General features: G+C 44.6%; 20 protein-coding genes and 1 pseudogene. 12 read left to right on the top strand and 9 right to left on the bottom strand.

The window, feature by feature from the left end:
• Positions 1–6: 6 nt before the first annotated feature.
• Positions 7–984 carry a glutathione S-transferase family protein gene (locus tag L9Q40_RS12440; protein ID WP_498793449.1) on the top strand — a complete coding sequence of 326 codons (978 nt, stop codon included), beginning with the start codon at positions 7–9 and terminating at the stop codon, positions 982–984.
• Between the two features lie 77 nt (positions 985–1,061).
• Here L9Q40_RS12440 and L9Q40_RS12435 read toward each other — a convergent pair whose 3' ends face one another.
• The 4 genes from L9Q40_RS12435 to hutC all read right to left on the bottom strand — a co-directional run bounded on the left by L9Q40_RS12435 (position 1,062) and on the right by hutC (position 5,173).
• Positions 1,062–1,787: a DUF3581 domain-containing protein gene (locus L9Q40_RS12435; RefSeq protein WP_014231605.1), complete on the bottom strand. Its 726-nt coding sequence runs from the start codon at positions 1,785–1,787 to the stop codon at positions 1,062–1,064.
• Between the two features lie 300 nt (positions 1,788–2,087).
• Complete coding sequence (gene hutG / locus L9Q40_RS12430; protein WP_498793448.1) at positions 2,088–3,086, bottom strand: formimidoylglutamase; 999 nt, start codon at positions 3,084–3,086, stop codon at positions 2,088–2,090.
• 1 nt (position 3,087) lies between these two features.
• Positions 3,088–4,338: an imidazolonepropionase gene (gene hutI / locus L9Q40_RS12425; RefSeq protein WP_498793447.1), complete on the bottom strand. Its 1,251-nt coding sequence runs from the start codon at positions 4,336–4,338 to the stop codon at positions 3,088–3,090.
• A gap of 127 nt (positions 4,339–4,465) precedes the next feature.
• Complete coding sequence (hutC, locus tag L9Q40_RS12420) at positions 4,466–5,173, bottom strand: histidine utilization transcriptional repressor HutC (RefSeq protein ID WP_020333030.1); 708 nt, start codon at positions 5,171–5,173, stop codon at positions 4,466–4,468.
• A gap of 263 nt (positions 5,174–5,436) precedes the next feature.
• On the opposite strand from hutC, the gene L9Q40_RS12415 reads away from it, so the two are divergent.
• Positions 5,437–6,180: a sporulation protein gene (locus L9Q40_RS12415; RefSeq protein ID WP_498793446.1), complete on the top strand. Its 744-nt coding sequence runs from the start codon at positions 5,437–5,439 to the stop codon at positions 6,178–6,180.
• A gap of 5 nt (positions 6,181–6,185) precedes the next feature.
• Here L9Q40_RS12415 and L9Q40_RS12410 read toward each other — a convergent pair whose 3' ends face one another.
• A complete protein-coding gene (locus tag L9Q40_RS12410) occupies positions 6,186–7,172 on the bottom strand; it encodes a DUF3187 family protein (protein WP_118118269.1) in 987 nt (328 codons plus the stop codon).
• Between the two features lie 318 nt (positions 7,173–7,490).
• On the opposite strand from L9Q40_RS12410, the gene thrS reads away from it, so the two are divergent.
• The 8 genes from thrS (at position 7,491) to L9Q40_RS12370 (ending at position 17,826) form a co-directional block, all read left to right on the top strand.
• The gene (gene thrS, locus L9Q40_RS12405; RefSeq protein ID WP_065299506.1) at positions 7,491–9,419 is read left to right on the top strand and encodes a threonine--tRNA ligase; all 1,929 of its coding nucleotides are present in this window, start codon (positions 7,491–7,493) and stop codon (positions 9,417–9,419) included.
• Between the two features lie 3 nt (positions 9,420–9,422).
• Positions 9,423–9,974 (top strand): translation initiation factor IF-3, encoded by a 552-nt coding sequence (gene infC / locus L9Q40_RS12400; protein ID WP_076633413.1) that lies wholly within the window; start codon positions 9,423–9,425, stop codon positions 9,972–9,974.
• Positions 9,975–10,095: 121 nt separating this feature from the next.
• The gene (gene rpmI / locus L9Q40_RS12395; protein WP_005377932.1) at positions 10,096–10,290 is read left to right on the top strand and encodes a 50S ribosomal protein L35; all 195 of its coding nucleotides are present in this window, start codon (positions 10,096–10,098) and stop codon (positions 10,288–10,290) included.
• A 40-nt stretch (positions 10,291–10,330) separates the two neighbouring features.
• Positions 10,331–10,684, top strand: coding sequence for a 50S ribosomal protein L20 (gene rplT, locus L9Q40_RS12390; RefSeq protein ID WP_004727974.1), 354 nt, complete (start codon positions 10,331–10,333; stop codon positions 10,682–10,684).
• A gap of 640 nt (positions 10,685–11,324) precedes the next feature.
• Positions 11,325–12,134: a helix-turn-helix domain-containing protein gene (locus L9Q40_RS12385; protein ID WP_020333032.1), complete on the top strand. Its 810-nt coding sequence runs from the start codon at positions 11,325–11,327 to the stop codon at positions 12,132–12,134.
• Between the two features lie 378 nt (positions 12,135–12,512).
• Complete coding sequence (gene pheS / locus L9Q40_RS12380) at positions 12,513–13,496, top strand: phenylalanine--tRNA ligase subunit alpha (protein WP_014231614.1); 984 nt, start codon at positions 12,513–12,515, stop codon at positions 13,494–13,496.
• Between the two features lie 18 nt (positions 13,497–13,514).
• Positions 13,515–15,917, top strand: a complete 2,403-nt coding sequence (pheT, locus tag L9Q40_RS12375) for a phenylalanine--tRNA ligase subunit beta (protein ID WP_498793444.1) — start codon at positions 13,515–13,517, stop codon at positions 15,915–15,917.
• 277 nt (positions 15,918–16,194) lie between these two features.
• Positions 16,195–17,826: a glycoside hydrolase family 32 protein gene (locus tag L9Q40_RS12370; RefSeq protein WP_498793443.1), complete on the top strand. Its 1,632-nt coding sequence runs from the start codon at positions 16,195–16,197 to the stop codon at positions 17,824–17,826.
• A gap of 59 nt (positions 17,827–17,885) precedes the next feature.
• Here L9Q40_RS12370 and L9Q40_RS12365 read toward each other — a convergent pair.
• The 3 genes and pseudogenes from L9Q40_RS12365 to cscK form a co-directional block, all read right to left on the bottom strand.
• Positions 17,886–18,728: pseudogene (locus tag L9Q40_RS12365) on the bottom strand (IS3 family transposase); the annotation flags it as partial.
• Positions 18,725–19,234: a helix-turn-helix domain-containing protein gene (locus L9Q40_RS12360; RefSeq protein ID WP_498791700.1), complete on the bottom strand. Its 510-nt coding sequence runs from the start codon at positions 19,232–19,234 to the stop codon at positions 18,725–18,727. The gene L9Q40_RS12360 and the pseudogene L9Q40_RS12365, both read right to left, overlap by 4 nt.
• A gap of 85 nt (positions 19,235–19,319) precedes the next feature.
• Positions 19,320–20,237 carry a fructokinase gene (gene cscK / locus L9Q40_RS12355; RefSeq protein ID WP_498793442.1) on the bottom strand — a complete coding sequence of 306 codons (918 nt, stop codon included), beginning with the start codon at positions 20,235–20,237 and terminating at the stop codon, positions 19,320–19,322.
• Between the two features lie 244 nt (positions 20,238–20,481).
• Here cscK and L9Q40_RS12350 point away from each other — a divergent pair, with 244 nt between their 5' ends.
• On the top strand, positions 20,482–21,477 hold the full coding sequence (locus tag L9Q40_RS12350; protein WP_498793440.1) for a LacI family DNA-binding transcriptional regulator: 996 nt from the start codon (positions 20,482–20,484) through the stop codon (positions 21,475–21,477).
• A gap of 17 nt (positions 21,478–21,494) precedes the next feature.
• Here L9Q40_RS12350 and L9Q40_RS12345 read toward each other — a convergent pair whose 3' ends face one another.
• The gene (locus L9Q40_RS12345) at positions 21,495–22,373 is read right to left on the bottom strand and encodes an AEC family transporter (protein WP_020333039.1); all 879 of its coding nucleotides are present in this window, start codon (positions 22,371–22,373) and stop codon (positions 21,495–21,497) included.
• A gap of 542 nt (positions 22,374–22,915) precedes the next feature.
• On the opposite strand from L9Q40_RS12345, the gene ihfA reads away from it, so the two are divergent.
• Positions 22,916–23,212 (top strand): integration host factor subunit alpha, encoded by a 297-nt coding sequence (gene ihfA / locus L9Q40_RS12340; RefSeq protein ID WP_005462650.1) that lies wholly within the window; start codon positions 22,916–22,918, stop codon positions 23,210–23,212.
• Positions 23,213–23,283: the final 71 nt, after the last annotated feature.

Genomic DNA, 23,283 nt, shown 5'->3' with positions numbered 1-23,283 from the left:
TAAAGTATGTTAGTGAATGGCAAATGGACAGAAAACTGGAAAGCGTTACAAAAAGCGGATGACAAGGGACGCTTTGTTCGACAGGTCTCCGAGTTTCGTAACTGGATTACTCCGGATGGTAGCCCGGGTCCTACAGGAACCGGGGGATTTAACGCAGAGCCAGGACGTTACCGCTTATATGTTGCGCTAATTTGTCCTTGGGCATCGCGCACATTGATCGCACGTAAACTGAAAGGGTTGGAAGATATTATTCCTGTCACCGTGGTCAATCCTCAAATGACATCACAAGGCTGGGCATTCGGTGGTTATGATGGTGCTGATACCGATCCGCTTTTTTCATCGCAGTACATGCATGAAATATATACGCGTGCGAACCCGACTTACACTGGGCGTGCAACGGTACCCGTGTTGTGGGACATGAAACAAAATGTACTGGTGAACAACGAAAGTGCGGATATTCTGCGAATGCTGGATACGGCTTTTGAAGAGATTGTTCCATCGGATATCAGACTGTATCCGGAGGCGTTTTCTGCTGAGATTGAAGAACTTAACCCACGTATCTACAACGATCTCAACAATGGCGTTTATAAGGCTGGTTTTACTCAGTCCCAATCTGCGTATGAAGAAGCAGTAAACAAAGTGTTTGATATGTTGGACGAGTTGGAAATGCGTTTGGAAGGGCAAGATTATCTGGTTGGTAACCAACTAACAGAAACGGACATCCGTACCTTTGTTACTTTGATTCGTTTTGATGCGGCATATCACGGTTTATTCAAAACCAATCGCAAGCAAATTGCAGATTATCCGAACCTTTCCAGCTACATGGAACGCATACTTAATCTTCCGGGTGTGGTAGATACGGTCAGTATCGATCACATTACAGCGGGCTATTACTCGATAAAAGAGCTAAATCCAGCGGGAATTCGTCCAACCGGACCTGCCTATATTGAGGCAATGATTCAGTCAGCAAGAAACGCGAAGTAAGACGGGCTAAAAAAATAGCGGTAACGCATTAAGTCGTTACCGCTAGAATTTGGTTTCTTAGGAATATGAGGCAGTAATTACGCTGCCTCAACGAACTTTGCTAAGAATGCGTCCTTACGCTCATGGAAGCGCGTGACCAAATCATCAACAGCTTCTTGGTCGTAAGGTTTCAAACCACTTGCAACCATACGTTTAATACCGTTACCGACAACTTCACCATCTTCTTTGAACGCGAAGTTCAATGTTACTACGCCACGCTTGCCGTCTACGTCGAAAGTTGCGCCTGTAAATTCTACTTCCGGATGGGTTAGATCCAGACGAGAGAATTCAACTTCCATACTTTCGTAAATCACTAATGGGCGTTGGCAGTTGATCATCATTTGCTGCTCTTCCATAAGAGGAACCATGATGTGAGGGAAGTTCATGCCAGAAAACTGAACGTAATTCGTCACTACATGTTCAATAAATGCTGGGTCGCGGTTGGTTTCACCTTCGCGAGACATGTGCAAATATTCTTTGCCAGCTGCATCAACAACTGCACTTTCTTTCTCACACTTATTCTCAATATGAAGCGCAACGCCGTCATTTACCATGCCAGAGAAGTTGAAACGCATTTTTTGGCTGATGCCTTCTTTACTTAGCAGTACGGCAAACAGTAGATCGCCAGGTACACAGAAGCGTTTGTTGTCTTCATCATGGATTGGGTTGTAATCGCCAGCTACGCGCTTCGCAAAGTGACTTGCCTGCTCGCGAGTGAACTGAAACTGGTGCTCATTGTTAGAAAAATAAGGTGTTAGAAACATAATTTTTACGTAGTAACCAAAACTGTAAGGGATTATATGCGAAACACTGACGGGCAATGGTCCATCCAGTGAGATTTCATCGTATCTTCACCATGATATGCTCATCGAAAGATAAATGTGTAAAAACGCACACTTGAATTACTTTTAATACCTATAAAGCCAGAGGCCTAAGTGTTCATGACACGGCGATATCTAGGTATTCACTTATATGATAGAAGTATAGACACAAAAAGGCCCCACACTTTAGGTAGAGCCTTTTAAATACTGCATTAATGAAAGAAGTTTAAATAATAACTAGAGTTACTTCTCTGCCATTGCATTGGCAATGTCCCAACATAAACGAGCCGCTAAGCGTGCCGTTTGGCTATCGACATCATAATTTGGGTTGTACTCGGCAACATCTGCCAGCATCAACTTGTTTTTACAATGAAGAATACGCTCTAAGAATGGCGCAATCGTATCGTAACTCACGCCACGAGCAGCTGGCGCACTCACACCAGGAGCCGTTGCCGCTGGAAATACGTCCAAGTCAATCGTCAGATACAGGTAATCACAATCGTCGATAAAATGCTGCAGTTGCGTCAGATGGTAGCTGAGGTTCAAATAACTAAGCTGATGATCTTCTACGTACCACACATTTAAGTCATCCGCTTTTTGGAATAGAGCCTGAGTATTGCTGCTGCGACTCACCCCTAAACACGCATAGTGGAATGCCCAGTCATTGCGTTGGCAAAAGTGATGAATTTGATTAAATGGGGTACCGGAGCTTGGCTTCACATCGGCTATCTGGCTTTCGAAAGCACGCAGATCGAAGTGCGCATCGAAATTGATAATGCCAATTTTCGGCTTTTTATCCGGATGATGTGACTTAAAGTACTCCGCAAGTCCGGAAAATGAGGCCCATGCAATTTCGTGCCCGCCGCCCAACACAATGACTGGCGAGTGGGGAAGTGCTTGAGCAATGGTACTTGCACAACGAGCCTGGCTTTCTTCCAACAAATCGTCTTCACATACCACCGTTCCGAGGTCGTAAATTGGGGCATCTTTGTGCCAAGCAAGATTCGCCAGTGCTCGACGGATTAAATCAGGCGATTTCTTCGCTCCGACGCGGCCTTTGTTTCTTGCTACGCCAGCATCGGTAGCAAAGCCTAATATTGAAACGCCTTGCGCCACTTTTTCCAGCTCGTGAGCTGGCTGATGTTGGACAACATGGTGGATACGTTGGCCAAGCTTACCATCTTCGGCATCATGACGACCTTGCCAGTGAAATAGCGGATTATGTAGATCGGATTGAGACATCTTAAAGGCCTCCATGTGCAATGTATTCACCATTTACTATACGACCTACCAGACGTTTTGCACCGACTTGGTAGCTAAGGTCTGCTGGATGGTCGATATCCCAAATCGAGAAATCGGCATCAAAGCCAACTTTTATCGCTCCTCGAGTATCTTTGTAGCCCAGTGCTTTTGCTGCATGTTGGGTTGCACCTCGTAGTGCTTCTTGAGGCGTCAGACGGAATAGGGTACACGCCATGTTCATCATCAGGGTCATATCGGAAAATGGTGATGTACCTGGGTTAACATCAGTTGCGATCGCCATCGGTACGTGATGCTTTCTCAGTAACTCAATCGGTGGCAGTTGCGTTTCACGCAAAAAGTAGAATGCACCGGGCAGTAAGGTTGCGACCGTTTCTGATTTTGACAGCGCAATAACACCTTCTTCATCGAGGAACTCAATGTGATCGGCAGAGAGGCCGTTGTACTGTGCAGTAAGCGCGGTGCCACCAAGGTTAGATAACTGTTCTGTGTGGCCTTTTACTTTTAAGCCGTGTTGTTTTGCTGTGGCAAACACTTTTTCTGTCTGCTCTAGGTTAAAGCCGATAGATTCACAAAAAACATCGACGCTGGTGGCGAGCTTTTCTTCTGCAACGAGTGGGATGATGTCCTGACAAATATGTTCAATATAGTCATCCGCGCGACCAGCAAACTCTGGTGGTAGTGCATGCGCAGCAAGCAGCGTAGTAGTTATCTTAACCTTTCGTTCTTGCTCTAGTGCTTTTGCTGCACGCAACATTTTGAGTTCGTCATTGAGTGTTAACCCGTAACCTGATTTCACTTCTATTGAAGTCACGCCACTAGCGAGCAGCCCGTCTAAACGAGGAAGTGCGAGTTCGACGAGTTGCTCCTCAGTGGCCGCTCTTGTTGCTTTTACGGTAGAGAGAATACCACCGCCTTGTTGAGCGATCTCCTGATACGGCACACCGTTTAAACGCATCTCGAATTCGTTCGCGCGATTGCCTGCATAAACAAGGTGAGTATGGCAATCAATCAAACCTGGCATCATCAGTTTGCCTTGCAGATCGAAACTTTGAGGGTAGAGCTGTGGATCTAGCTGTGACTCGATCTGAGGTTCGTCCTCACCAAAGGCACGAGTACTGATGGCGACAATTTTCCCAGATTGAATCCCGACACGCGCAGGTGATGTAGGCAGATATCCTGCTTCCCCTTGCGTCATAGTGACCAGACGCGCATTTTCAATCAGCAAGTCCATTTTTATATCCTATATGGTTTGTAGTTTTAAATGTATATACAAATATGTATAGCAAGAAAGTATCGATGACAAGATTGATGTTGTAAAGGTGTGATCGAAGAGTAGGAGGATTGTTATTCCCACTCGTTTAAATCAGCACTTTGGAACTCAGTTTGTATTTATTCCCTGGATGGTAAAGTAAAGCCGTGCTGACCAATTTGTCCTGGCTCCAGGTTCTTCGGTTTAGGAGAAGACAAGGCTCATTGGATGACATATTGAGATCAAGCTTTATGCGGTTATCAGGAACGATAGCCTCCACAGTGTGTTCGATGGCACTGAGCGGGCAGTTGTCTGACAAAAACTGATTAGGCGTGATATGAGTGAAGTCTTGGTCCAGATAGCTTGGTGCATATTGGCTGTTGACCCAGCGCAGTTCCAACTGAATTGGCGTGCTGTCTTCGTAGTGGATAATTTCACTGTAAAATACGGTGGTGCCCAGCATCACGCCAAGTTTTGTTGCGATGGTCGCATCGGCTTTAATCGCAACCTGTTTTAGAACCTTGCTGCGATACTCACGGCCGCGGTCCCTCACTTCTGCAGCAATATTGCGGATGTCTAGCAATGGTGACTCCGATTTCTCAACCGGATCACAAACAAATGTGCCAAGCCGCGGGCGACGTTGAAGTCTGCCTTCATTCACGAGATCTCGAATCGCCTTGTTCACGGTCATTCTACTGACTTCAAATTGTTCCGTTAATTCGAACTCAGTTGCGATACGTTGTCCGGTCATCCACTCTCCGGTTTCAATTTTATCGAGGATAAATTGCTTAATTTGCATGTAGAGTGGCGCAGACATAATGAGCTCCTTTAATTGACTATACAAATAGTGCTCAATTTAAGGAAAAATAGCAAACAGTTCTCTCCAACGGGTATCAATATGGCTGGTTTAGTCACAGCATTGCGTGAGTGACTCTGATGCTGAATGTGGGAGACGTGTGGTTATTTTTCATCGATAAGGGAAATAGCCCGAATTCTCGATGTCTATAGCTTGAAGCGCACGAAGCAATTGTGTAAATAGGTCACAATCAAAATAAAAATGATAGAGACGTAAGGGAAGAAATGTTTAAAAAGTTAAAAGCATCATTAGGTATTGGTTCGGCAAAAGTGGATACCATTTTGGACGAGATGAGTGTTTACCAGGGTTCAACGCTTACAGGGTATGTCCAAATTATTGGTGGCGATGTAGAACAGCGCATTGACGCAATCACCATCAAACTGAATACGGAAATGAAAGTAGAAGTGGATGACAGCGTCAGATACGGGACGTTTACGCTTGATCAGTTGAAAGCTGTTGAGCCTTTTGTGATTCAAGCCAATGAAGAAAAGCAAGTGCCGTTTCAGTTGAAGTTACATGATGAAACACCCATTACTCTGGTCAACGCATTAAAAAATCAGTGCCACGTTTGGTTAGAAACAACCTTAGATATTGACTTCGCGATGGACCCTCGTGACCGCGACTATATTGAAGTTAAGCCGCTGCCAGTGGTATCACGAGTCATTCAGTCGATCGAACAAGCCGGATTTTCAATGGTGAAAGCGGATGTTGAAAAAGGTTTCTTGCGCGGCGGTTCTTTCTCTTCGCGCTCAGGTATCTATCAGGAATTGGAGTTCCGTAACAATGGTTTCATCTCTTCGAAAGAAATTGAACTTTCCTTCATTTTAGACGGGCAAGTCATCCACTGTTTAGCAGAAATCGACCGTTCGCTCAGCTTGTCTGGAGACCAGTATCGTTCATTTACTTTGCCGATCAGTGCGACAGATGCTCAAGTCGCCGCAGCGATTGCTCCAACTTTAAGTTTATAATTGGATTAGCTGTCTGATCCCGGCCTAAATAAGTACCGATAGCCAATCGTAAATGCGATATCGGTACTGTTGTCCATGTTTCCCACATTCTCTATAGCGATGAGCTCCAAAGCAGAGTTTTGCATTAGGTAACGATAGCCAACTTTAATCTCTTTGGCGGCATCGGCAAATTCGTCCGGGCCTGCAGCTGAACCTTGGTACCAGTGGTACTCAATGATCATATGGTGATTTTCGGCAAGGGAGTAACGATAGCCAGCTGAAATTGCAGCCGTGTTCTTTCGATAGGGTAAGTTGAGCATTGCACGGTCGTCAGGACGAAAGGTCATTCCTATCATTGAATAAATGGCATGGTCGCTATTCAGATAGCTATAGTTGACCTGAAAACCTTGTTCAAAACTGCTTCCTTTAAAAGTGCCGTGAGTAACCTTGTCGTAATAAAGGCTGCCACCGAGCGACAAGCCATGCTGTTTGCTTTGAAATATCTGGTATTGGACGTAAGTGGAAATATTATTGGCGATGGTTTCTCTGCTAAAGTCGTCCTCAAAAACGCCGTATTGGGGCATTGATATGTAAGAGCGACCTTTGCCAACTTCGTCTCGTCCATTTTGATCGATACTAAATAAATCATGGAATTTTCTCGTAAGACCGTCCAGATGATTATCGGCTTCAAATACCCAGCGATAGTTGAGTTCCCACTGCCAGCGGCTGCTGATTTGCCATTTTCCACCAACCTCGACCTGATTATGGTAATAATCCAAAGCGTACTCATCCGTATGAGCCCAGACACTGGCTATTGTGGCTGATGCATAACCTTCAATGTAATCTGAAGGCAAACTAAATCCTGAGCGTAAGTAATTAGTATGACTAACCGATTGTATCGGTGATTGAGCGTAGGCGCGGAGCGGGCCATAAAAGTCATTTGCGGCCAATGCAGGGGTTGAGAAACATACAACAGTGCAAAATAGGGTAGGATGCCATCTCATTTTGATCATATGAATACCTAAACGGAAATGACTCATTAATGTAAATATAGTGTTAAATTTACATTCTGGTTTCCGATTTTTATTTTCTTTTCTTTGTGTTAACCGTTTTTGCTTGTGTTTAGCGACCGATGGGTGAAGATTAAATGACAGAGTAAATCGCTCTTTGCATTCTAATTGTGAGCTAGGTACAATCTGCTCTTCCGATAATGGTCCGGTATTCGTATTACCGAGAGACCTTCATCGAATTCAACTATTTTCCAACAAATAGCTTCTAAATTTGAATAACATGTGTTGCTTGGTATGCAACACCACTGTAAAGGACATAGCATGCCTATTATTACTCTTCCTGACGGCAGTCAGCGTCAATTTGACAACCCAGTATCTACAATGGAAGTTGCGCAATCGATCGGTCCTGGTCTTGCAAAAGCAACTATCGCTGGTCGTGTTAACGGTAACCGTGTTGATGCGTGTGACCTAATTGAAGAAGACGCAAGCCTTGAGATCATCACAGTAAAAGATGAAGTCGACGGTCTGGAAATCGTTCGTCACTCATGTGCGCACCTTCTTGGTCACGCTCTAAAGCAGCTTTACCCACAAGCTAAAATGGCGATCGGTCCAACCATCGATAGCGGCTTCTACTACGACATCGACTTAGACGAGTCTCTAACGCAAGAAGATCTTGAGAAGATTGAAAAGCGTATGAAAGAACTGGCGAAGACCAAGTACGAAGTTGTTAAGAAAAAAGTAAGCTGGCAGGAAGCGCGTGATACGTTTGAATCACGTGGCGAACCATACAAGGTGGAAATCCTAGACGAAAACGTATCTCGTGATGATCGTCCTGGTCTTTACCACCATGAAGAATACATCGACATGTGTCGTGGCCCTCACGTTCCTAACATGGGCTTCTGTCAACATTTCACGCTATTGAATGTTGCGGGTGCTTACTGGCGTGGTAACAGCGACAACAAAATGCTTCAGCGTATTTACGGCACGGCTTTCCACGATAAGAAAGCGCTTAAGGCTCACCTAACTCGCCTTGAAGAAGCTGCGAAGCGTGACCACCGTAAAATCGGTAAGCAACTAGACCTGTTCCACATGCAGCAAGAAGCACCGGGTATGGTGTTCTGGCACCACAATGGCTGGTCTATCTTCCGTGATCTAGAAGTGTTCGTTCGTGACAAACTAAACGAGTACGACTACCAGGAAGTAAAAGGCCCACTGATGATGGACCGTGTTCTTTGGGAACGCTCTGGTCATTGGGACAAATACGCAGATGCGATGTTCACAACTTCTTCTGAGAACCGTGAATACGCAATCAAGCCAATGAACTGTCCAGGTCACGTTCAGATCTTTAACCAAGGTCTAAAATCGTACCGTGACCTACCACTACGTATGGCAGAGTTCGGCTCATGTCACCGGAACGAACCATCAGGCGCACTACACGGTATCATGCGTGTACGTGGCTTTACTCAGGATGACGCTCACATCTTCTGTACAGAGAGTCAAATCCAAGAGGAAGTAACAAGCTGTATTAAGATGGTTTACGATACGTACCAAACATTTGGTTTCGACAACATCGTAGTGAAACTGTCTACTCGTCCAGAAAAACGTGTAGGTTCTGATGAAATCTGGGATCAATCTGAAGAAGCATTGAAACTTTCTCTAGAATCAATGGAAATTCCATACGAGATTCAAGAAGGCGAGGGTGCATTCTACGGTCCTAAGATTGAATTCACGCTATACGACTGTCTAGATCGTGCATGGCAGTGTGGTACGGTTCAGTTAGACTTCAACCTACCTGGTCGCTTAGGTGCAACTTATGTAGGTGAAAACAACGAACGTCTAGTTCCGGTAATGATTCACCGTGCAATTCTAGGTTCCCTAGAACGTTTCATCGGTATCCTTATCGAAGAATATGCTGGTTTCTTCCCAACTTGGTTGGCACCAGAACAGGCTGTTCTTATGAATATTACTGATAAACAGTCAGATTATGTTCAAGAAGTAGTACAAAAATTACAAAAAAGTGGAATTAGAGCTAAAGCGGACTTGAGAAATGAGAAGATTGGCTTTAAAATCCGCGAACACACTTTGAAGCGTGTACCGTATATGCTTGTCGTTGGTGACCAAGAAATGGAAGCTGGCGAAATTGCAGTGCGTACTCGTAAAGGTAAAGATCTCGGTAAATTTAAGGTGGATGATTTTATCTCTTACATCCAAGACGAGATTTCAAGCCGTAAGCTCAATCTGGAGGAATAAGCTATTAAAGGCGGAAGACGCGGCCAACAGCCGGTAAAACAAAACCCACACCGTTTAAACGGTGAAATTCGTGGCGTTCGTGAAGTTCGACTAACAGGCGCTGACGGTGAATCAGTTGGTGTTGTATCGATCCAAGAAGCGATTGCTGCTGCTGAAGAAGCAGGTATGGATCTTGTTGAGATTAGTCCTAACGCTGAGCCGCCAGTTTGTCGTGTGATGGACTACGGTAAATTCCTCTTTGAAAAGAGCAAGGCTGCGAAAGAGCAGAAGAAGAAGCAAAAGCAGATTCAGATCAAGGAAGTAAAATTCCGACCTGGAACTGATATTGGAGACTACCAGGTAAAACTACGCAACCTGGTGCGTTTCCTAGAAGAAGGCAACAAGGTGAAGGTAACAATTCGCTTCCGTGGCCGTGAGATGGCACACCAAGACATCGGTGTCGACGTTCTAAACCGCTTGAAAGAAGACACTGCAGAACTAGCTGTAGTTGAATCTTTCCCTAGCCGTATTGAAGGTCGTCAGATGATCATGGTGCTAGCCCCTAAAAAGAAGTAATTAACGGCTCATAAAGTAATTAAAACCTAGCCGATTCCCTTTGAATAGAAGGTTAGCGGTTGGGTTTTGTTCGCCCTAATTACATTGTTTATTAAACTACTACAATGCGGAGTTATTCATCATGCCTAAGATGAAAACCAACAAAGGTGCTGCTAAGCGTTTCAAGAAAACTGCTGGTGGTATTAAGTACAAGCACGCTACAAAACGTCACATCCTGACTAAGCGTACTACTAAGAACAAGCGTCAACTACGTCCAAATGCAATCCTTCCTAAATGTGAAGTGGCTGCAGTAATCCGTATGTTGCCATACGCTTAATTCTTTATAGTTATCAATCGTTTAGTTTAGGAGAAGCATAATGCCTCGCGTAAAACGTGGTGTACAAGCTCGTGCACGTCATAAGAAAGTTCTAAAACAAGCTAAAGGTTACTACGGTGCGCGTTCACGTGTTTACCGCGTAGCTTTCCAAGCAGTTACTAAAGCTGGTCAATACGCTTACCGTGACCGTCGCGCTAAGAAACGTCAATTCCGTCAACTTTGGATTGCACGTATCAATGCGGCATCTCGTCAAAATGGTCTATCTTACAGCCGTTTCATCAACGGTCTTAAGAAAGCATCTATCGAGATCGACCGTAAGATCCTTGCGGACATCGCAGTATTCGACAAAGCTGCATTTGCAGTTCTAGTTGAAAAAGCGAAAGCTGCTCTTTAATTAGCAGTTTAGGTTTAAGAAAAGGAGAGCATTAGCTCTCCTTTTTTATTGCCTTTAAAAGCCAATCACTCATATTTCTCTCAATTCCCTTATCTCTACTGCTCTTATCTTCTCTCCAGCTGTCATACCATACTTGTCTGTGAGCAGGTGAAAGCCATTACTCAGTCCAACTGCTAAGTTCTACGCTTGCCATAGTAGGTTAATCCAATTCGATGATGGTTTTACCAAAGTCCACGGTTTCAATGTCGTAAAGGGGAGGGGCCGCTGGCAATTTCCCCTAGATTGATAAATTGTATTTTACTGCGCATTGTGTGAATTATTATTCATTTTCTGTTTTGGGTGGGTAAAGTGTAACATTCTGAAATGGTATAATTTCTATGGTGTAACATTCTGAAGTTTATGAACGGAATGTTGTAAGTGTCTAAATAAATGCTGAATTTATTTGTTTTTATTATCAATAAGATTTGTTGGGAATACTGAAATCAACAGCATTTTTCAATGCGCCATTTGTCATGCGAATGTAAGGGGCGGTATATTAATTCATATTTTTATGATAAAAATATGAACTATTCACTAGCTAAGTGATTCTAAGTTGTTACAAATGTTGTGCAGCTGTAACTTTGCCAAAAAGGAATCGTAGATGAGAGATTTGACTCCCGAGTATTTGCTAGCCGCTTTAAGACAAGCGATTAAGACAAAAGGGCTAACATATCGAGAGCTATCTGAAAAAATGGGCATGCCGTTGTCCACTTTTAAAAGACATTTAACCAGTACCAACCTAGCTCTAGATAAATTACTCGAATACTGCAGAGCCATTGATTGCACGTTAGATGAACTGCAAAAGCTAGCAGACCAGCTTCAAGGTGAAGACGAAGACTACTTCAGCCGCACTCAAGATGAAGTGTTTTTCCAATACCCACACCTTTACGACTTTTATCGTGAGTTAAGGATGCTACGTGGTAAAGACGGTTACTCTATTTTGAAGAAAAAGTATGAGCTGTCTAAACAGAGCATGTCTGATTATCTCAAGGCTCTTGAGCTGTTGGATCTCGTCTATGTTGATGAAGAGAACAATATTACCCTCCATGGTCCGCTTTTTTACAGCTATGCTGAGAACTCGAAGCTTAACGATAAATACACAGAAATCATTAAAAAGCAGGCCATTGCCGCTGAGAACTGTGTCCGTGTTGCTTTGGCAAGGATGAAGATCACTGAAGAGCAGCTTTTACAGCTTGAAGACATTGTCGCCAAGACAGTGCTTGATTTCCATTCAAAGAATGTTGTCGCAGAGAACTATGACGTCTCGGATTTCACCAACATCGTCGTATTAGCTGGCCCGCATCAACCTGTCACATTCTCTGATGGCATTACTGAGACAAACACGCACTTTATTGACGACATTCGCTATGCGATTGCATCCGCGGGTGAAAAGCCGAGTTTATCTATCTAACTATTCTTCGCTTGTTGGTATCTCTACTATTTCTTAAACCATGGGATGTCTGAATTAGACATTGGTTTGAAATAGTAGCGGTATCTTACTGCAGCTTCGAAATACTCTCGCCGTGAATGTTTACGGTTTCCCTTTGATTAGTTGTTCTTTGTGAAAATCACGCGTTGTTCGAGTTTCATTTTCCGTAATCAACTCAGATGAATTCGGCTCAATTTAATAACAACACTGCTTTTTTTGCGTTTTTGTGTTCTTTTTATTCAATAACCTCTTCTTTTCGTAATTCAATTTGGCATTGGTGTCTGGTTTGGCTACTATGTACAGCTATCAAAAAACCAATCACTCCCTTATGGATACTACCAACAGGTAGATGAGGAAACGATGCAACATCTAGAAGAGATCATTGCTAGCGCAAGCACTGCAATTGAAGCTGCCGAATCGCTAGTCGCACTTGATGAAGTGCGTGTTCAGTATCTAGGTAAGAAAGGTGAGCTAACTGCTCAGCTTCAAAGCCTAGGCAAACTACCACCAGAAGAGCGCCGTGAAGCTGGTCAAGAGATCAACAAAGCGAAAGGTGCCGTTCAGCAAGCAATCGCTGCTCGCAAAGACGCGCTTCAACGCGCTGAGCTTGAAGCAAAACTAGCTGCTGAAACCATCGACGTAACCCTGCCAGGTCGTCGTATTGAAAATGGTGGTCTACACCCAGTAACTCGCACTGTAGAACGTATTGAGAAGTTCTTTGGCGAACTTGGTTTTAACACTGAGTCTGGTCCAGAGATCGAAGATGCATTCCACAACTTCGATGCGCTAAACATTGCCGCTGATCACCCAGCGCGTACTGATCACGATACTTTCTTCTTCAACCCAGATTTGATGCTTCGTACTCACACGTCAGGCGTACAGATCCGTACGATGGAAAATGGCAAACCACCATTCCGTTTCATCGCACCGGGCCGTGTATACCGTAACGACTACGACCAAACGCATACGCCAATGTTCCACCAAGTGGAAGGTATGCTGGTTGATGAGAACGTAAACTTTGCTCAGCTGAAAGGCATTCTGCACGATTTCCTATGTAACTTCTTCGAAGAGGAAGTAGAAGTACGTTTCCGTCCATCTTACTTCCCATTCACTGAGCCTTCAGCAGAAGTAGACGTGAAAGGTAAAAACGGTAAATGGCTAGAAGTACTAGGCTGCGGTATGGTTCACCCGAACGTACTACGTAGCGTAGGCATCGATCCTGAAAAATACTCTGGTTTCGCATTCGGTATGGGTGTTGAGCGTCTGACAATGCTTCGTTACGGCGTGAACGACCTGCGTGCGTTCTTCGAGAACGATCTTCGTTTCCTAAAACAGTTCAAGTAATCCAGAGGGTTCATTAACATGAAATTCAGCGAATCATGGCTTCGTGAGTGGGTAAACCCTGCGGTTACTACTGACGAGCTAACTCACCAAATTACAATGGCCGGCCTTGAGGTAGACGACGTTCTTCCTGTAGCGGGTTCATTTACTGGCGTAAAAGTTGGTCACGTTGTGGAATGTGGTCAACACCCAGATGCAGACAAACTACGCGTAACTAAAATCGATGTGGGCGAAGAAGAACTTCTGGACATCGTTTGTGGTGCGCCTAACTGTCGTCAAGGCCTAAAAGTTGCAGTTGCTACAGTAGGCGCAGTGCTTCCTGGTGATTTCAAAATCAAGAAAGCAAAACTACGTGGTCAGCCATCTCACGGCATGCTTTGTTCATTTACTGAACTAGGTATCGACGTAGAATCAGACGGCATCATGGAACTGGCAGAAGACGCAGCGATCGGTACTGATTTCCGCGAATTCCTAGGTCTAAACGACGTAACGGTAGACGTAGACTTAACAGCAAACCGCGCTGACTGTTTCAGCATCCGTGGTATGGCTCGTGAAGTAGGCGTACTTAACCGCGCTGATGTAACTGAACCTGCAGTAGAAGCCGTTGCTGCTTCTATTGAAGATACAGTATCTATCGACGTAAAAGCGCCAGCAGCGTGTCCACGTTACATGGGCCGTGTGGTTAAGAACGTAAACGTTCAAGCTGAAACTCCACTTTGGATGCAAGAAAAACTGCGTCGTTGTGGTATCCGCTCTATCGACCCTGTAGTAGACATCACAAACTACGTACTGCTTGAGCAAGGCCAACCAATGCACGCGTTCGACCTAGCGAAGATCGAAGGCGGCATCGTTGTTCGTCTGGCTGAGCAAGGCGAGAAGCTAACACTTCTTGACGGTAGCGAAGCAGAGCTAAACGCAGATACTTTAGTTGTCGCTGACCACAACAAAGCACTCGCTATTGCTGGTATCTTTGGTGGCGAAGGTTCTGGTGTAACATCAGAAACTAAAGATGTGCTACTTGAGTGTGCATTCTTTGCACCTGACCACATCCGTGGTCGCGCGCGTAGCTACGGTCTGCATACTGATTCTTCAATGCGTTATGAACGTGGTGTGGATTACGCACTTCAAGCAAGCGCAATGGAACGTGCAACAGCACTTCTTGTTGAAATCTGTGGCGGTGAAGTGGCTCCTGTTGTTGCGGTTGAGTCTGAAGCAGACCTGCCTAAGCCAAACAAAGTAGCACTACGTCGCGCGAAACTAGACAACCTACTAGGTCACCACATCGCAGATGCTGACGTTGTAGAAATCCTGAAGCGTCTTGGTCTAACGGTTGAAGCTTCTGTTCTTGAAAACGGTGAAGCAGGTTGGGTTGCTATTGCTCCAACATGGCGTTTCGATATCGCTATCGAGCAGGATCTGATTGAAGAAGTTGGCCGTATCTACGGTTACGACAACATTCCAAACCAGCACCCAGCGGCAGCGCTTAAGATGCACAACCACGTTGAAGCGGATCTTCCACTTAAACGCGTTCGTGATCTTCTTGTTGACCGTGGTTACCACGAAGCAATTACTTACAGCTTCGTTGAGCCTGAGCAACAAAAACTGGTCGTTCCGGGTGTTGAGCCGCTAGTGCTTCCAAACCCAATTTCAGCAGATATGTCAGCAATGCGTCTTGGTCTTATCCAAGGTCTGTTGAACACGGTTGTTCACAACCAGAAACGTCAACAGCCACGCGTTCGTCTATTCGAATACGGTCTGCGTTTCATCCCATGTGAATCTGCTGAAAACGGTATGCGCCAAGAGCCTATGCTAGCAGGTGTTATCGCTGGTACTCGTAGCGAAGAGCACTGGGACATCGAAACTAACACAGTTGATTTCTTTGATCTTAAAGGTGATCTTGAAGCGATTCTTGAGCTTTCTGCTAACGAAAAAGCATACTCGTTCGCAGCAGCGAAGCACCCAGCACTTCACCCAGGTCAATCTGCAGCAATCATCGTAGATGGCAAAGAAGTAGGTGTAATCGGTACGGTTCACCCAGAGCTTGAGCGTAAGTTTGGTCTAAACGGCCGCACTATCGTATTCGAAATCGAATGGTCTGCTATTAACGCTAAAGTGATTCCAGAAGCAGTCGCACTTTCTAAGTTCCCTTCAAACCGTCGTGATATCGCGGTAGTAGTGGATGACGCAATTGCTTCAGGTGACATTGTTAATGCTTGCCTAGAGCAGGGTGGCGAATTCCTGAAAGATGCGAAACTATTCGACGTTTACGTAGGTAAAGGCGTTGAAGAAGGTAAGAAGAGCCTTGCAATCGCTCTGACTCTACAATCAGTAGAGCGCACGCTTGAAGATGCAGACATCGCGGGTGCGGTAGAAGCTATCGTTGCTCACGTATCTGAGAAGTTTGGTGCAACTCTACGTGACTAAGCGTATCGCAACTCTTCTCTAATTAGAGTGTTTAAAAACCCTGCCAACTCGGCAGGGTTTTTTTATACTTTCAGTCAGTAAATCAAAATAAACGAGCATGATAAATAAGGAACGTTCCCAATTAAAAGTGAAGATAATGGGGTTTAATGGACATTATCGGGTCTAAAAACAAGACCTACCTCAACTATGGCTACTTAAAATATGTGGAAAACTAGGAAATTAATGGATGCTATGCTAATTTTGCAAACGTTCCCAATTTAAATGTTTAGGTAAACTGATGTCTTTAACACCATACTTTGCTGTTTGTGGCGGTATTGAAAATATCACCCGTACTCTGCTTACAGAAAAAGACCTTATGATAGAAGTCCGGGATAAGCGTCTGGTTCAGGATTCTGAGCTGATAAAAGCCCGAGATCAGATTCAGGGGGAGACTCAGTTAACATTCTCCCGTCCAGAGAGCTTGAGCGCAGAGGTGTTGCTCAAAGTGGGGGATGATATTGCGGCCGAGCAATCTAAACATTTTTCTGCTTTACAGCAGCCTGTTGAGTGCGAATATCGCCCATCCTGGCATATCTCTCCACCGCAGGGGTTACTCAACGATCCCAACGGGTTTATTTATCATGATGGTGCTTATCACCTGTTCTACCAATGGTTTCCCTATGGCTGTGAACACAAGGACAAACATTGGGTGCACCTAACGAGCCAAGACTTGGTTGAGTGGGAGTGGCAATCCGTCGCTTTGACGCCTTCACTTTGGTGTGACAGCCACGGTGTGTTTTCTGGACACGCATTAAGTCAGGGGAAAGAGTTGATGCTGTTCTACACCGGGAATACCCGCATAGGACAAGAGCGGGACAGACAAACGACCCAATGTTTAGCGACCTCTAGCGATGGTTTGAACTTCACCAAGCATGGCCCCGTCATTGACGCTCTGCCACCTAATGTCACCCCACATATTCGAGATCCAAAAGTCGTGCGTCATAACGATAAGTGGCTAATGCTGCTCGGTGCACAGACGACAGAGCTGAAAGGGCGTCTGGCTATTTACCAGTCTGAAGATTTGTATCAATGGGCGTTCGTTGGTTTATTTGGTGACGAGATGGGTGATTTTGGTTACATGTGGGAATGCCCGGATTTGTTTACGTTGAATGAACAATTGTTTGTCGTTATTGGCCCACAAGGTATTCCATCATTCTCTGAACACAATACCATTCCTCATCATAATGGAATTGTGAAAGCGCAATGGGTTGATGGTGATGGCTTGAGAATGGGTGACTTTCAGCATTTAGACTACGGTTTTGATTTTTACGCACCGCAAAGTATGCAAACTCCGGATGGCAGACGTGTAATGTGTGGCTGGATGGGATTGCCCGACGAAGTGGATCAGCCAAGCACCGATAACGGTTGGGTACACCAGCTTACTGCGATGAGAGAGCTGTCGTATCGGGATGGTGCTTTATACCAGTGGCCTATTCTTGAAATGGAATCCTTGATTGAGTCTTCTTCTGAGATCAAATTGGATGCGAATGGCGTGGATATTGGGACTAAGTCCTTTGATCTGACGGTTACGTTAGATTGGGGCGACGAACTAAATCTATTTGAAAACACCGCGCAGAAATTCGTATTACGAGCGGATGAAGACAACCGACGTCTGATAATGAATCGTTCACAAACACTTAATCGTGCCCAAGATACGATTCGTGAGCTGCCACTGGCGAGTGAGCGTATTGAACTTCGTATTCTTTCCGATAATTCTTCGCTTGAAGTGTTCGTAAACGGTGGTGCAGCGGTAATGACGTCGCGTGTATTCACGGATAAAGATGCGACGAAAATTTCGATTCAAGGCGAAGAGAAAACCGCGACATTCCGCCGTTATAAACCGATTAAAGCGCCTTTTAGTCAAAGCTAGATATGGTTGCAAAAAATCCCCGCACTTGTGAAGTGACCCCATAAAGTTGGACATTTCTGTTAAGCGGCTTGCAAGGCCTGATTTCGATACTCTATCGGAGTCAGGCCTTTTAATTTCACTTTAATTCGTTTGGTATTGTAATACTCGATGTATTCGTCAATATGAGCGATCAGGTCATCAGCATCTTCAAAGTGCTGGTTATGGTACATTTCTGTTTTCAGTAAGGCAAAGAAGTTCTCCGCAACTGCATTGTCTAGACAGTTTCCTTTCCGCGACATGCTCTGTGTTAAGCAACTTTCAGATAGCTTTTTCTGATATTTCTTATGCCTATATTGCCACCCTTGATCGCTATGAACGATTGGCTTAGCGCCTTCGCCTAAAGTCGCAACCGCGTCTGTCAACATTTCAGTGACCAGAGGTAGACGCCCATTTTTTGCGACCTTATAAGCCACAACTTCCTGTGTGAACAGATCAACGATTGGTGATAGATAGACTTTCTGCTGTTTAACTTTAAACTCAGTGACATCAGTTACCCACTTCTCATCTGGCTTCGTCGCTTTAAAGTCTCGTTCAAGAACATTGGGGGCCACAGTTCCCACTTCTCCTTTGTAAGAGCGGTACCGTTTGGGTCTGACGGTAGACTTCAAGCCTAGTTGACCCATGAGCCGTTGAACCGTTTTGTGGTTAAGCATAACGCCCTGTCTTCGTAGCTCTAAGTGAATACGACGATACCCATATCTGCCTTTATGCTCATGGTAAATTTGCTCTATTAGACTCTTTTCATCTTGATACTGTTCGGCGTCGTTATTTGGCTTCGCATGATAATAGAAAATACTTCTCGCTAACTTTAAGGCATGCAAAAGGTGTTTTAGTGGATAACAGCTTTTAAGAGCTAGAGCTACGTTCGCTTTTTCTTTGTTCGGCGAGGCTTTTCCTGCTCCAGCTCTTCTAACTTTTTTAGAACGGCATTCTCGGCGCGTAAGTAGGCTAACTCCTCTTTTAGCTCCTCCAGCGTTTTTTCATCATCACTTTTTTGCTGGATAAAAGGGTGCTTACTCATTGGTGATCGTCCTCTACTACGTTCAAGCCCCTGAATGCCATATTGTTTGTACTGTTTAAGCCAAACGGAGAGTGTTCCAGAGGAGGAGAAATTTAATACCGCACTAGTGTGGTTGATAGACCAGCCATTCGTCCACATTTTTTTTAACGCTTGGAGCTTGGTTTGAGCATTTTTAGCGAAATCATGAGGCTTAAATGAATCAGCACCATGAATCTCAAACACTTTTCCCCAGTAACGTATTATGCGTGGTGCAATGGAGTAAGTTTGAGAAAGTTCGTAAGATGAACACTCACCCAGTAAATATTGTTTGGCGACCGCACACTTAAATGCTCGGCTATATTTGGACATAAAGAGACCCCCAATAATTGGTGTCCAACTATTGGGGGTCAGTTCACTTGCGGGGATTTTTCTATTGGTCGATTGTTTCTTTAATCTAGATGTAATCGATGAGGGCATCCTGAGTTGGTAATGCTGTCATTGCGCCTTTTTGAGTTGTGGCTAACGCGCCGCAACCATTCGCCCATGTCACCGCGGCGTGAATAACCTCTTTATTCGCCCATTCAGTATGCTGAGCTAATTTCGCGAGTAGACCACCGACAAACGCATCGCCAGCACCCGTCGTATCGACTGGTTTTACAGCTTGACCAGCAATCAACTCTTGCTCTCCTTCAAAGACGGTCAGTGCGCCTTTCGCACCTTGAGTGATTAAGACGAGAGTATTATTGTAAACTTTGACCGCCTCTAAGCCTTCTTCTAAAGAGATGGTATCGGTTAAGAAAAGTAGCTCATCGTCTGAAAACTTGACGACATCTGCCAGTTCTATGGCTTGGTGAACCACAGGTTTCAGTTGCTCTGGATTCGCCCACACCTCCTCTCGAAGGTTAGGATCAAAGCTAACAAAGCCACCAGCTTTTTTAACGTCTCGCATTGCTTTTAGAGTACTGCTGCGGCTTGGCTCGTTTGCCAGAGCGATGGAACACACATGCAGCCAATCTTCCTTCGTGAAAGAAGGAATATCTGTAGGAAGCAAGAACTGATCAGCACTTGGTTTGACCATAAAGGTAAAGCTACGCTCACCAGAATCATCCAGATCGACAATGACAGTAGACGTCCGTTGTGCCTCGTCAAGCAACATAAAATCGGTATTGACGGATTCGTTGGTCAACGTTTCCTTCATAAAGCGACCCAAAGGATCAAGCCCCACACGGCCAAAAAATGCAGCCGTGCCGCCCAATCGTGCGATAGCAACAGCGACATTAGCAGGTGCTCCGCCAGGACATTTCAAATATGTGTCGTTGGCATCCGGAATCAAATCAACCACGGCATCACCAGTCACCCAAATCGTACTCATCATTCTTACCTTAAACTTCTTAATTTCACTGAGAGTATTTTTAGCTAAAACGATTTAGCTAATCAATGGAAATTGACTTATCAGAAGCAAAAATGATCCTGATTGTGATCTACGCCGCGAGTCGACAATGCAGCCTTAGTCCCAAGATACTAAAAGTGATGGTTTTCGACGTTTTCATCGGTATGATGACCGCCGATGTGTTGAATCCAAATAGCCAGAGCGAAACTCATCTCGGAAGGGTAAGGTGAAGAAGAAAAAACTAAAGTTAGCAGATATCGCTGAGCTCGCTGGAGTTTCAAAGTCCACCGTTAGCTTTGTCCTCAATGGTCATGCGAAGAAACATCGTATTAATGAAGAGACCGTAAAGCGTGTTCAAGCTGTGGTAGACGAGCACAATTACGCTCCGAGCTTATACGCACGCGCTTTAAAGGCAAACCGTACCTACACGCTGGGTCTTGTTATTCCTGATTTGGCCAATATGGGGTTTGCTACAACGGCGAAGTTTTTGGAGAAGTTGGCGCGTAGCCATGGTTATCAGCTTTTAATCGCTTCTTCTGAAGACAACCCGAAACAAGAAAAAGCGGCAGTTAAAAGCTTGCTAGAAAGGCAAGTCGATTTGCTAATGGTGGCAACGGCTATGACTGAAGACACCTTCTATCGCAAAGTCACCGAGCAAACCCCCGTGTTGGTGTTCGACCGTATTTTCGACGCCACGCCGTTAACGACGATAAAAACAGATGCTTATAACGCGACCAAACAACTGGTAGGAAAACTGTGTCAGCAAGCGGAAGAATGTGCCTATTTAGGCGGACAGTTAGAGCTCTCTCCGAGTAAAGATCGATTCTCGGGTTATCAGGCGGCTTTGCTAGCTACTGGAGTGGAGTTGGATACGGAGTTAGTGAAACACAAAGATTATCAACCTGAGTCCGGTTACGCCATGATTGAGGAAATCCACCAGAATATTGGGCGTTTGCCAACTCGCATATTTGTCGCTTCGTATTCGATTCTCGAAGGTGTTTTGCGTTATATGTCTGAGCATCGGTTATTGAATGCTAATGTGAAAATAGCAACGTTCGATAACTCACCGATTTTAGATTGCTTACCGATCAACATTGATTCAATCGAACAAGATTGCGAGCTCATCGCTAAAACGTTATTTGAGCAAGCAACGGCATCTATAGGTTCACCCGATCGTAAAGCCGAGCATCTGATTCTTCCTGCGAAACTACACTATCGTTGAGCTAGCTAATCTCAGCGCTAAGAGAGCGACAACGTATAAGAGAGAAGAAGGGGCAGGGTCAACACACTAAAAAAGTTGCCAAACAACACCATCGACGCCACTTTCATCGGTTCTATATTGAGTCTCTCTGCAAATAAATAGTTCATCACCGCAGGCGGTAACATGGTGAAAAGTACCATCATCTGCAATTGCATTGTGGGTAACGGAATAAACCAATAGATAAGCGCAAAGGCAACTGCACCTGTGGTCAGCGATTGTACCGTACATATCACGCCAACTCGCAGACCATCCAATCGTAAGTTGCACATTTGTGCCCCGAGAGAGAGCAACATTACCGGTACTGCGGCCTGACCTAATAATGCCGTCGCTTCATAAAGCGGTGCCCAAGCGCCAATTCCTGACAAGTTCAGGCCCAGCGCGAGAGAAGCCGATAAAAAGATTGGCATTTTTATGATCTGTTTTAGTGGGTTGCCACTGCTGAGAAGCATCACCCCTAAACTAATGTGCAGACAGGCCGATACAACAAACAGTAAGACGGCAGAAGAAAGCGCCACGTCTCCGAACGTATAAGTAAATAGTGGGATAGCCAAGTTGCCACTATTGCGAAACATGTGGGGTGGTGCCCAGGCTTTGAAAGTTAATCCGGTCGCTTTACAGATCGGTATCATGACCAATCCAGGGACGAGAACCGCAACAATCGCAGCAAAAAGAAGAGGGCCTTGTTCCGCATCGAGCGGCATGCTGACCAGAGACGAAAACACCAGCGCAGGCGTAAAGACATCAATATTGATTCGATTGATTGGGCGAAAATCTGGCTTGATATGCCGACCGACTAAATAGCCGACGCCGACAAGAGCGAAGACGGGAAAAAGAATATTGATGACTTGATTAATCATGACCGCACTTTAATTAAAGGTAAAAGATGTGATTGTTTCGTTAAGTAATGAATCTAGGTTCACACTAACAACCTTTGATTAGTGAGTCATCGTAAAACAGTGAGAATCTTGGCGTTTATCAAGCTTTATAAAAGTAAAACTGCTGGTAAGTGGTCATACTTCTTTTCAAGTGTTTATGTACCTAGTTACTTACAAATCAATGAAATACCGACAGGTTCTATGTCAGGTGTTTGTAAAATAGCCTATACCTGATAAATTTATTAAATGGTTTTTTGTTTCAAATTTTACCAATTTATTGGTTTAATTGACTGGTTGAGTTTTGTATTTAAGAACTCTCTAAATAAAAAATGTTAAAATGTTGGTATTTAACAATAATTTATACAGCCATATTCCATTTATTCGCAAAGAAAAAAGTTGGCGAAAATCATAAGCTTGTCATACACTTCCTGATGTAACCCCGATATGTTCTTGAATTGGTAGGGTAAAACTGCTCTGGCGCTACACTAAGTAGCATTGTTTAACATAGCTTTGAGGAAAGTTTTATGGCGCTCACAAAAGCCGAATTGGCAGAAAACCTGTTTGATAAATTAGGATTTAGTAAGCGGGACGCCAAGGAAACGGTGGAAGTGTTCTTTGAAGAAATTCGCAAGGCACTAGAAAGTGGCGAACAGGTAAAACTGTCAGGTTTTGGTAATTTTGATCTTCGTGACAAGAATGAACGGCCTGGTCGTAACCCGAAAACTGGTGAAGATATTCCAATTACTGCTCGACGTGTAGTGACTTTCCGCCCGGGTCAGAAATTAAAAGCTCGCGTAGAAAATCTTAAGAAAGAACAGTAAGCTGACCAAATAGATCACGCTTAGTCGTGGTCTTTTGTCGTGCATGCATTTTCGTTTCGGCATGCAAAAGA

The sequence above is a fragment of the Allocatenococcus thiocycli genome, assembly GCF_921292965.1.
Taxonomy (GTDB): domain Bacteria; phylum Pseudomonadota; class Gammaproteobacteria; order Enterobacterales; family Vibrionaceae; genus Vibrio; species Vibrio natriegens.
The sequence above is the reverse complement of the archived record's forward strand: the minus strand, read 5'-3'. Positions and strand labels throughout refer to the sequence as shown.

Bases quoted from the DNA above. Each gene is read 5' to 3' on its own strand.
- hutC (WP_020333030.1), bottom strand. From the start codon at position 5,173: ATGTCTGCGCCACTCTACATGCAAATTAAGCAATTTATCCTCGATAAA.
- L9Q40_RS12410 (WP_118118269.1), bottom strand. From the start codon at position 7,172: ATGATCAAAATGAGATGGCATCCTACCCTATTTTGCACTGTTGTATGT.
- pheT (WP_498793444.1), top strand. From the start codon at position 13,515: ATGAAATTCAGCGAATCATGGCTTCGTGAGTGGGTAAACCCTGCGGTT.
- hutI (WP_498793447.1), bottom strand. From the start codon at position 4,338: ATGGACTTGCTGATTGAAAATGCGCGTCTGGTCACTATGACGCAAGGG.
- hutG (WP_498793448.1), bottom strand. From the start codon at position 3,086: ATGTCTCAATCCGATCTACATAATCCGCTATTTCACTGGCAAGGTCGT.
- L9Q40_RS12360 (WP_498791700.1), bottom strand. From the start codon at position 19,234: ATGTCCAAATATAGCCGAGCATTTAAGTGTGCGGTCGCCAAACAATAT.
- thrS (WP_065299506.1), top strand. From the start codon at position 7,491: ATGCCTATTATTACTCTTCCTGACGGCAGTCAGCGTCAATTTGACAAC.
- L9Q40_RS12415 (WP_498793446.1), top strand. From the start codon at position 5,437: ATGTTTAAAAAGTTAAAAGCATCATTAGGTATTGGTTCGGCAAAAGTG.
- L9Q40_RS12345 (WP_020333039.1), bottom strand. From the start codon at position 22,373: ATGATTAATCAAGTCATCAATATTCTTTTTCCCGTCTTCGCTCTTGTC.
- rplT (WP_004727974.1), top strand. From the start codon at position 10,331: ATGCCTCGCGTAAAACGTGGTGTACAAGCTCGTGCACGTCATAAGAAA.
- pheS (WP_014231614.1), top strand. From the start codon at position 12,513: ATGCAACATCTAGAAGAGATCATTGCTAGCGCAAGCACTGCAATTGAA.
- L9Q40_RS12440 (WP_498793449.1), top strand. From the start codon at position 7: ATGTTAGTGAATGGCAAATGGACAGAAAACTGGAAAGCGTTACAAAAA.
- L9Q40_RS12370 (WP_498793443.1), top strand. From the start codon at position 16,195: ATGTCTTTAACACCATACTTTGCTGTTTGTGGCGGTATTGAAAATATC.
- cscK (WP_498793442.1), bottom strand. From the start codon at position 20,237: ATGAGTACGATTTGGGTGACTGGTGATGCCGTGGTTGATTTGATTCCG.
- rpmI (WP_005377932.1), top strand. From the start codon at position 10,096: ATGCCTAAGATGAAAACCAACAAAGGTGCTGCTAAGCGTTTCAAGAAA.
- L9Q40_RS12435 (WP_014231605.1), bottom strand. From the start codon at position 1,787: ATGTTTCTAACACCTTATTTTTCTAACAATGAGCACCAGTTTCAGTTC.
- ihfA (WP_005462650.1), top strand. From the start codon at position 22,916: ATGGCGCTCACAAAAGCCGAATTGGCAGAAAACCTGTTTGATAAATTA.
- L9Q40_RS12385 (WP_020333032.1), top strand. From the start codon at position 11,325: ATGAGAGATTTGACTCCCGAGTATTTGCTAGCCGCTTTAAGACAAGCG.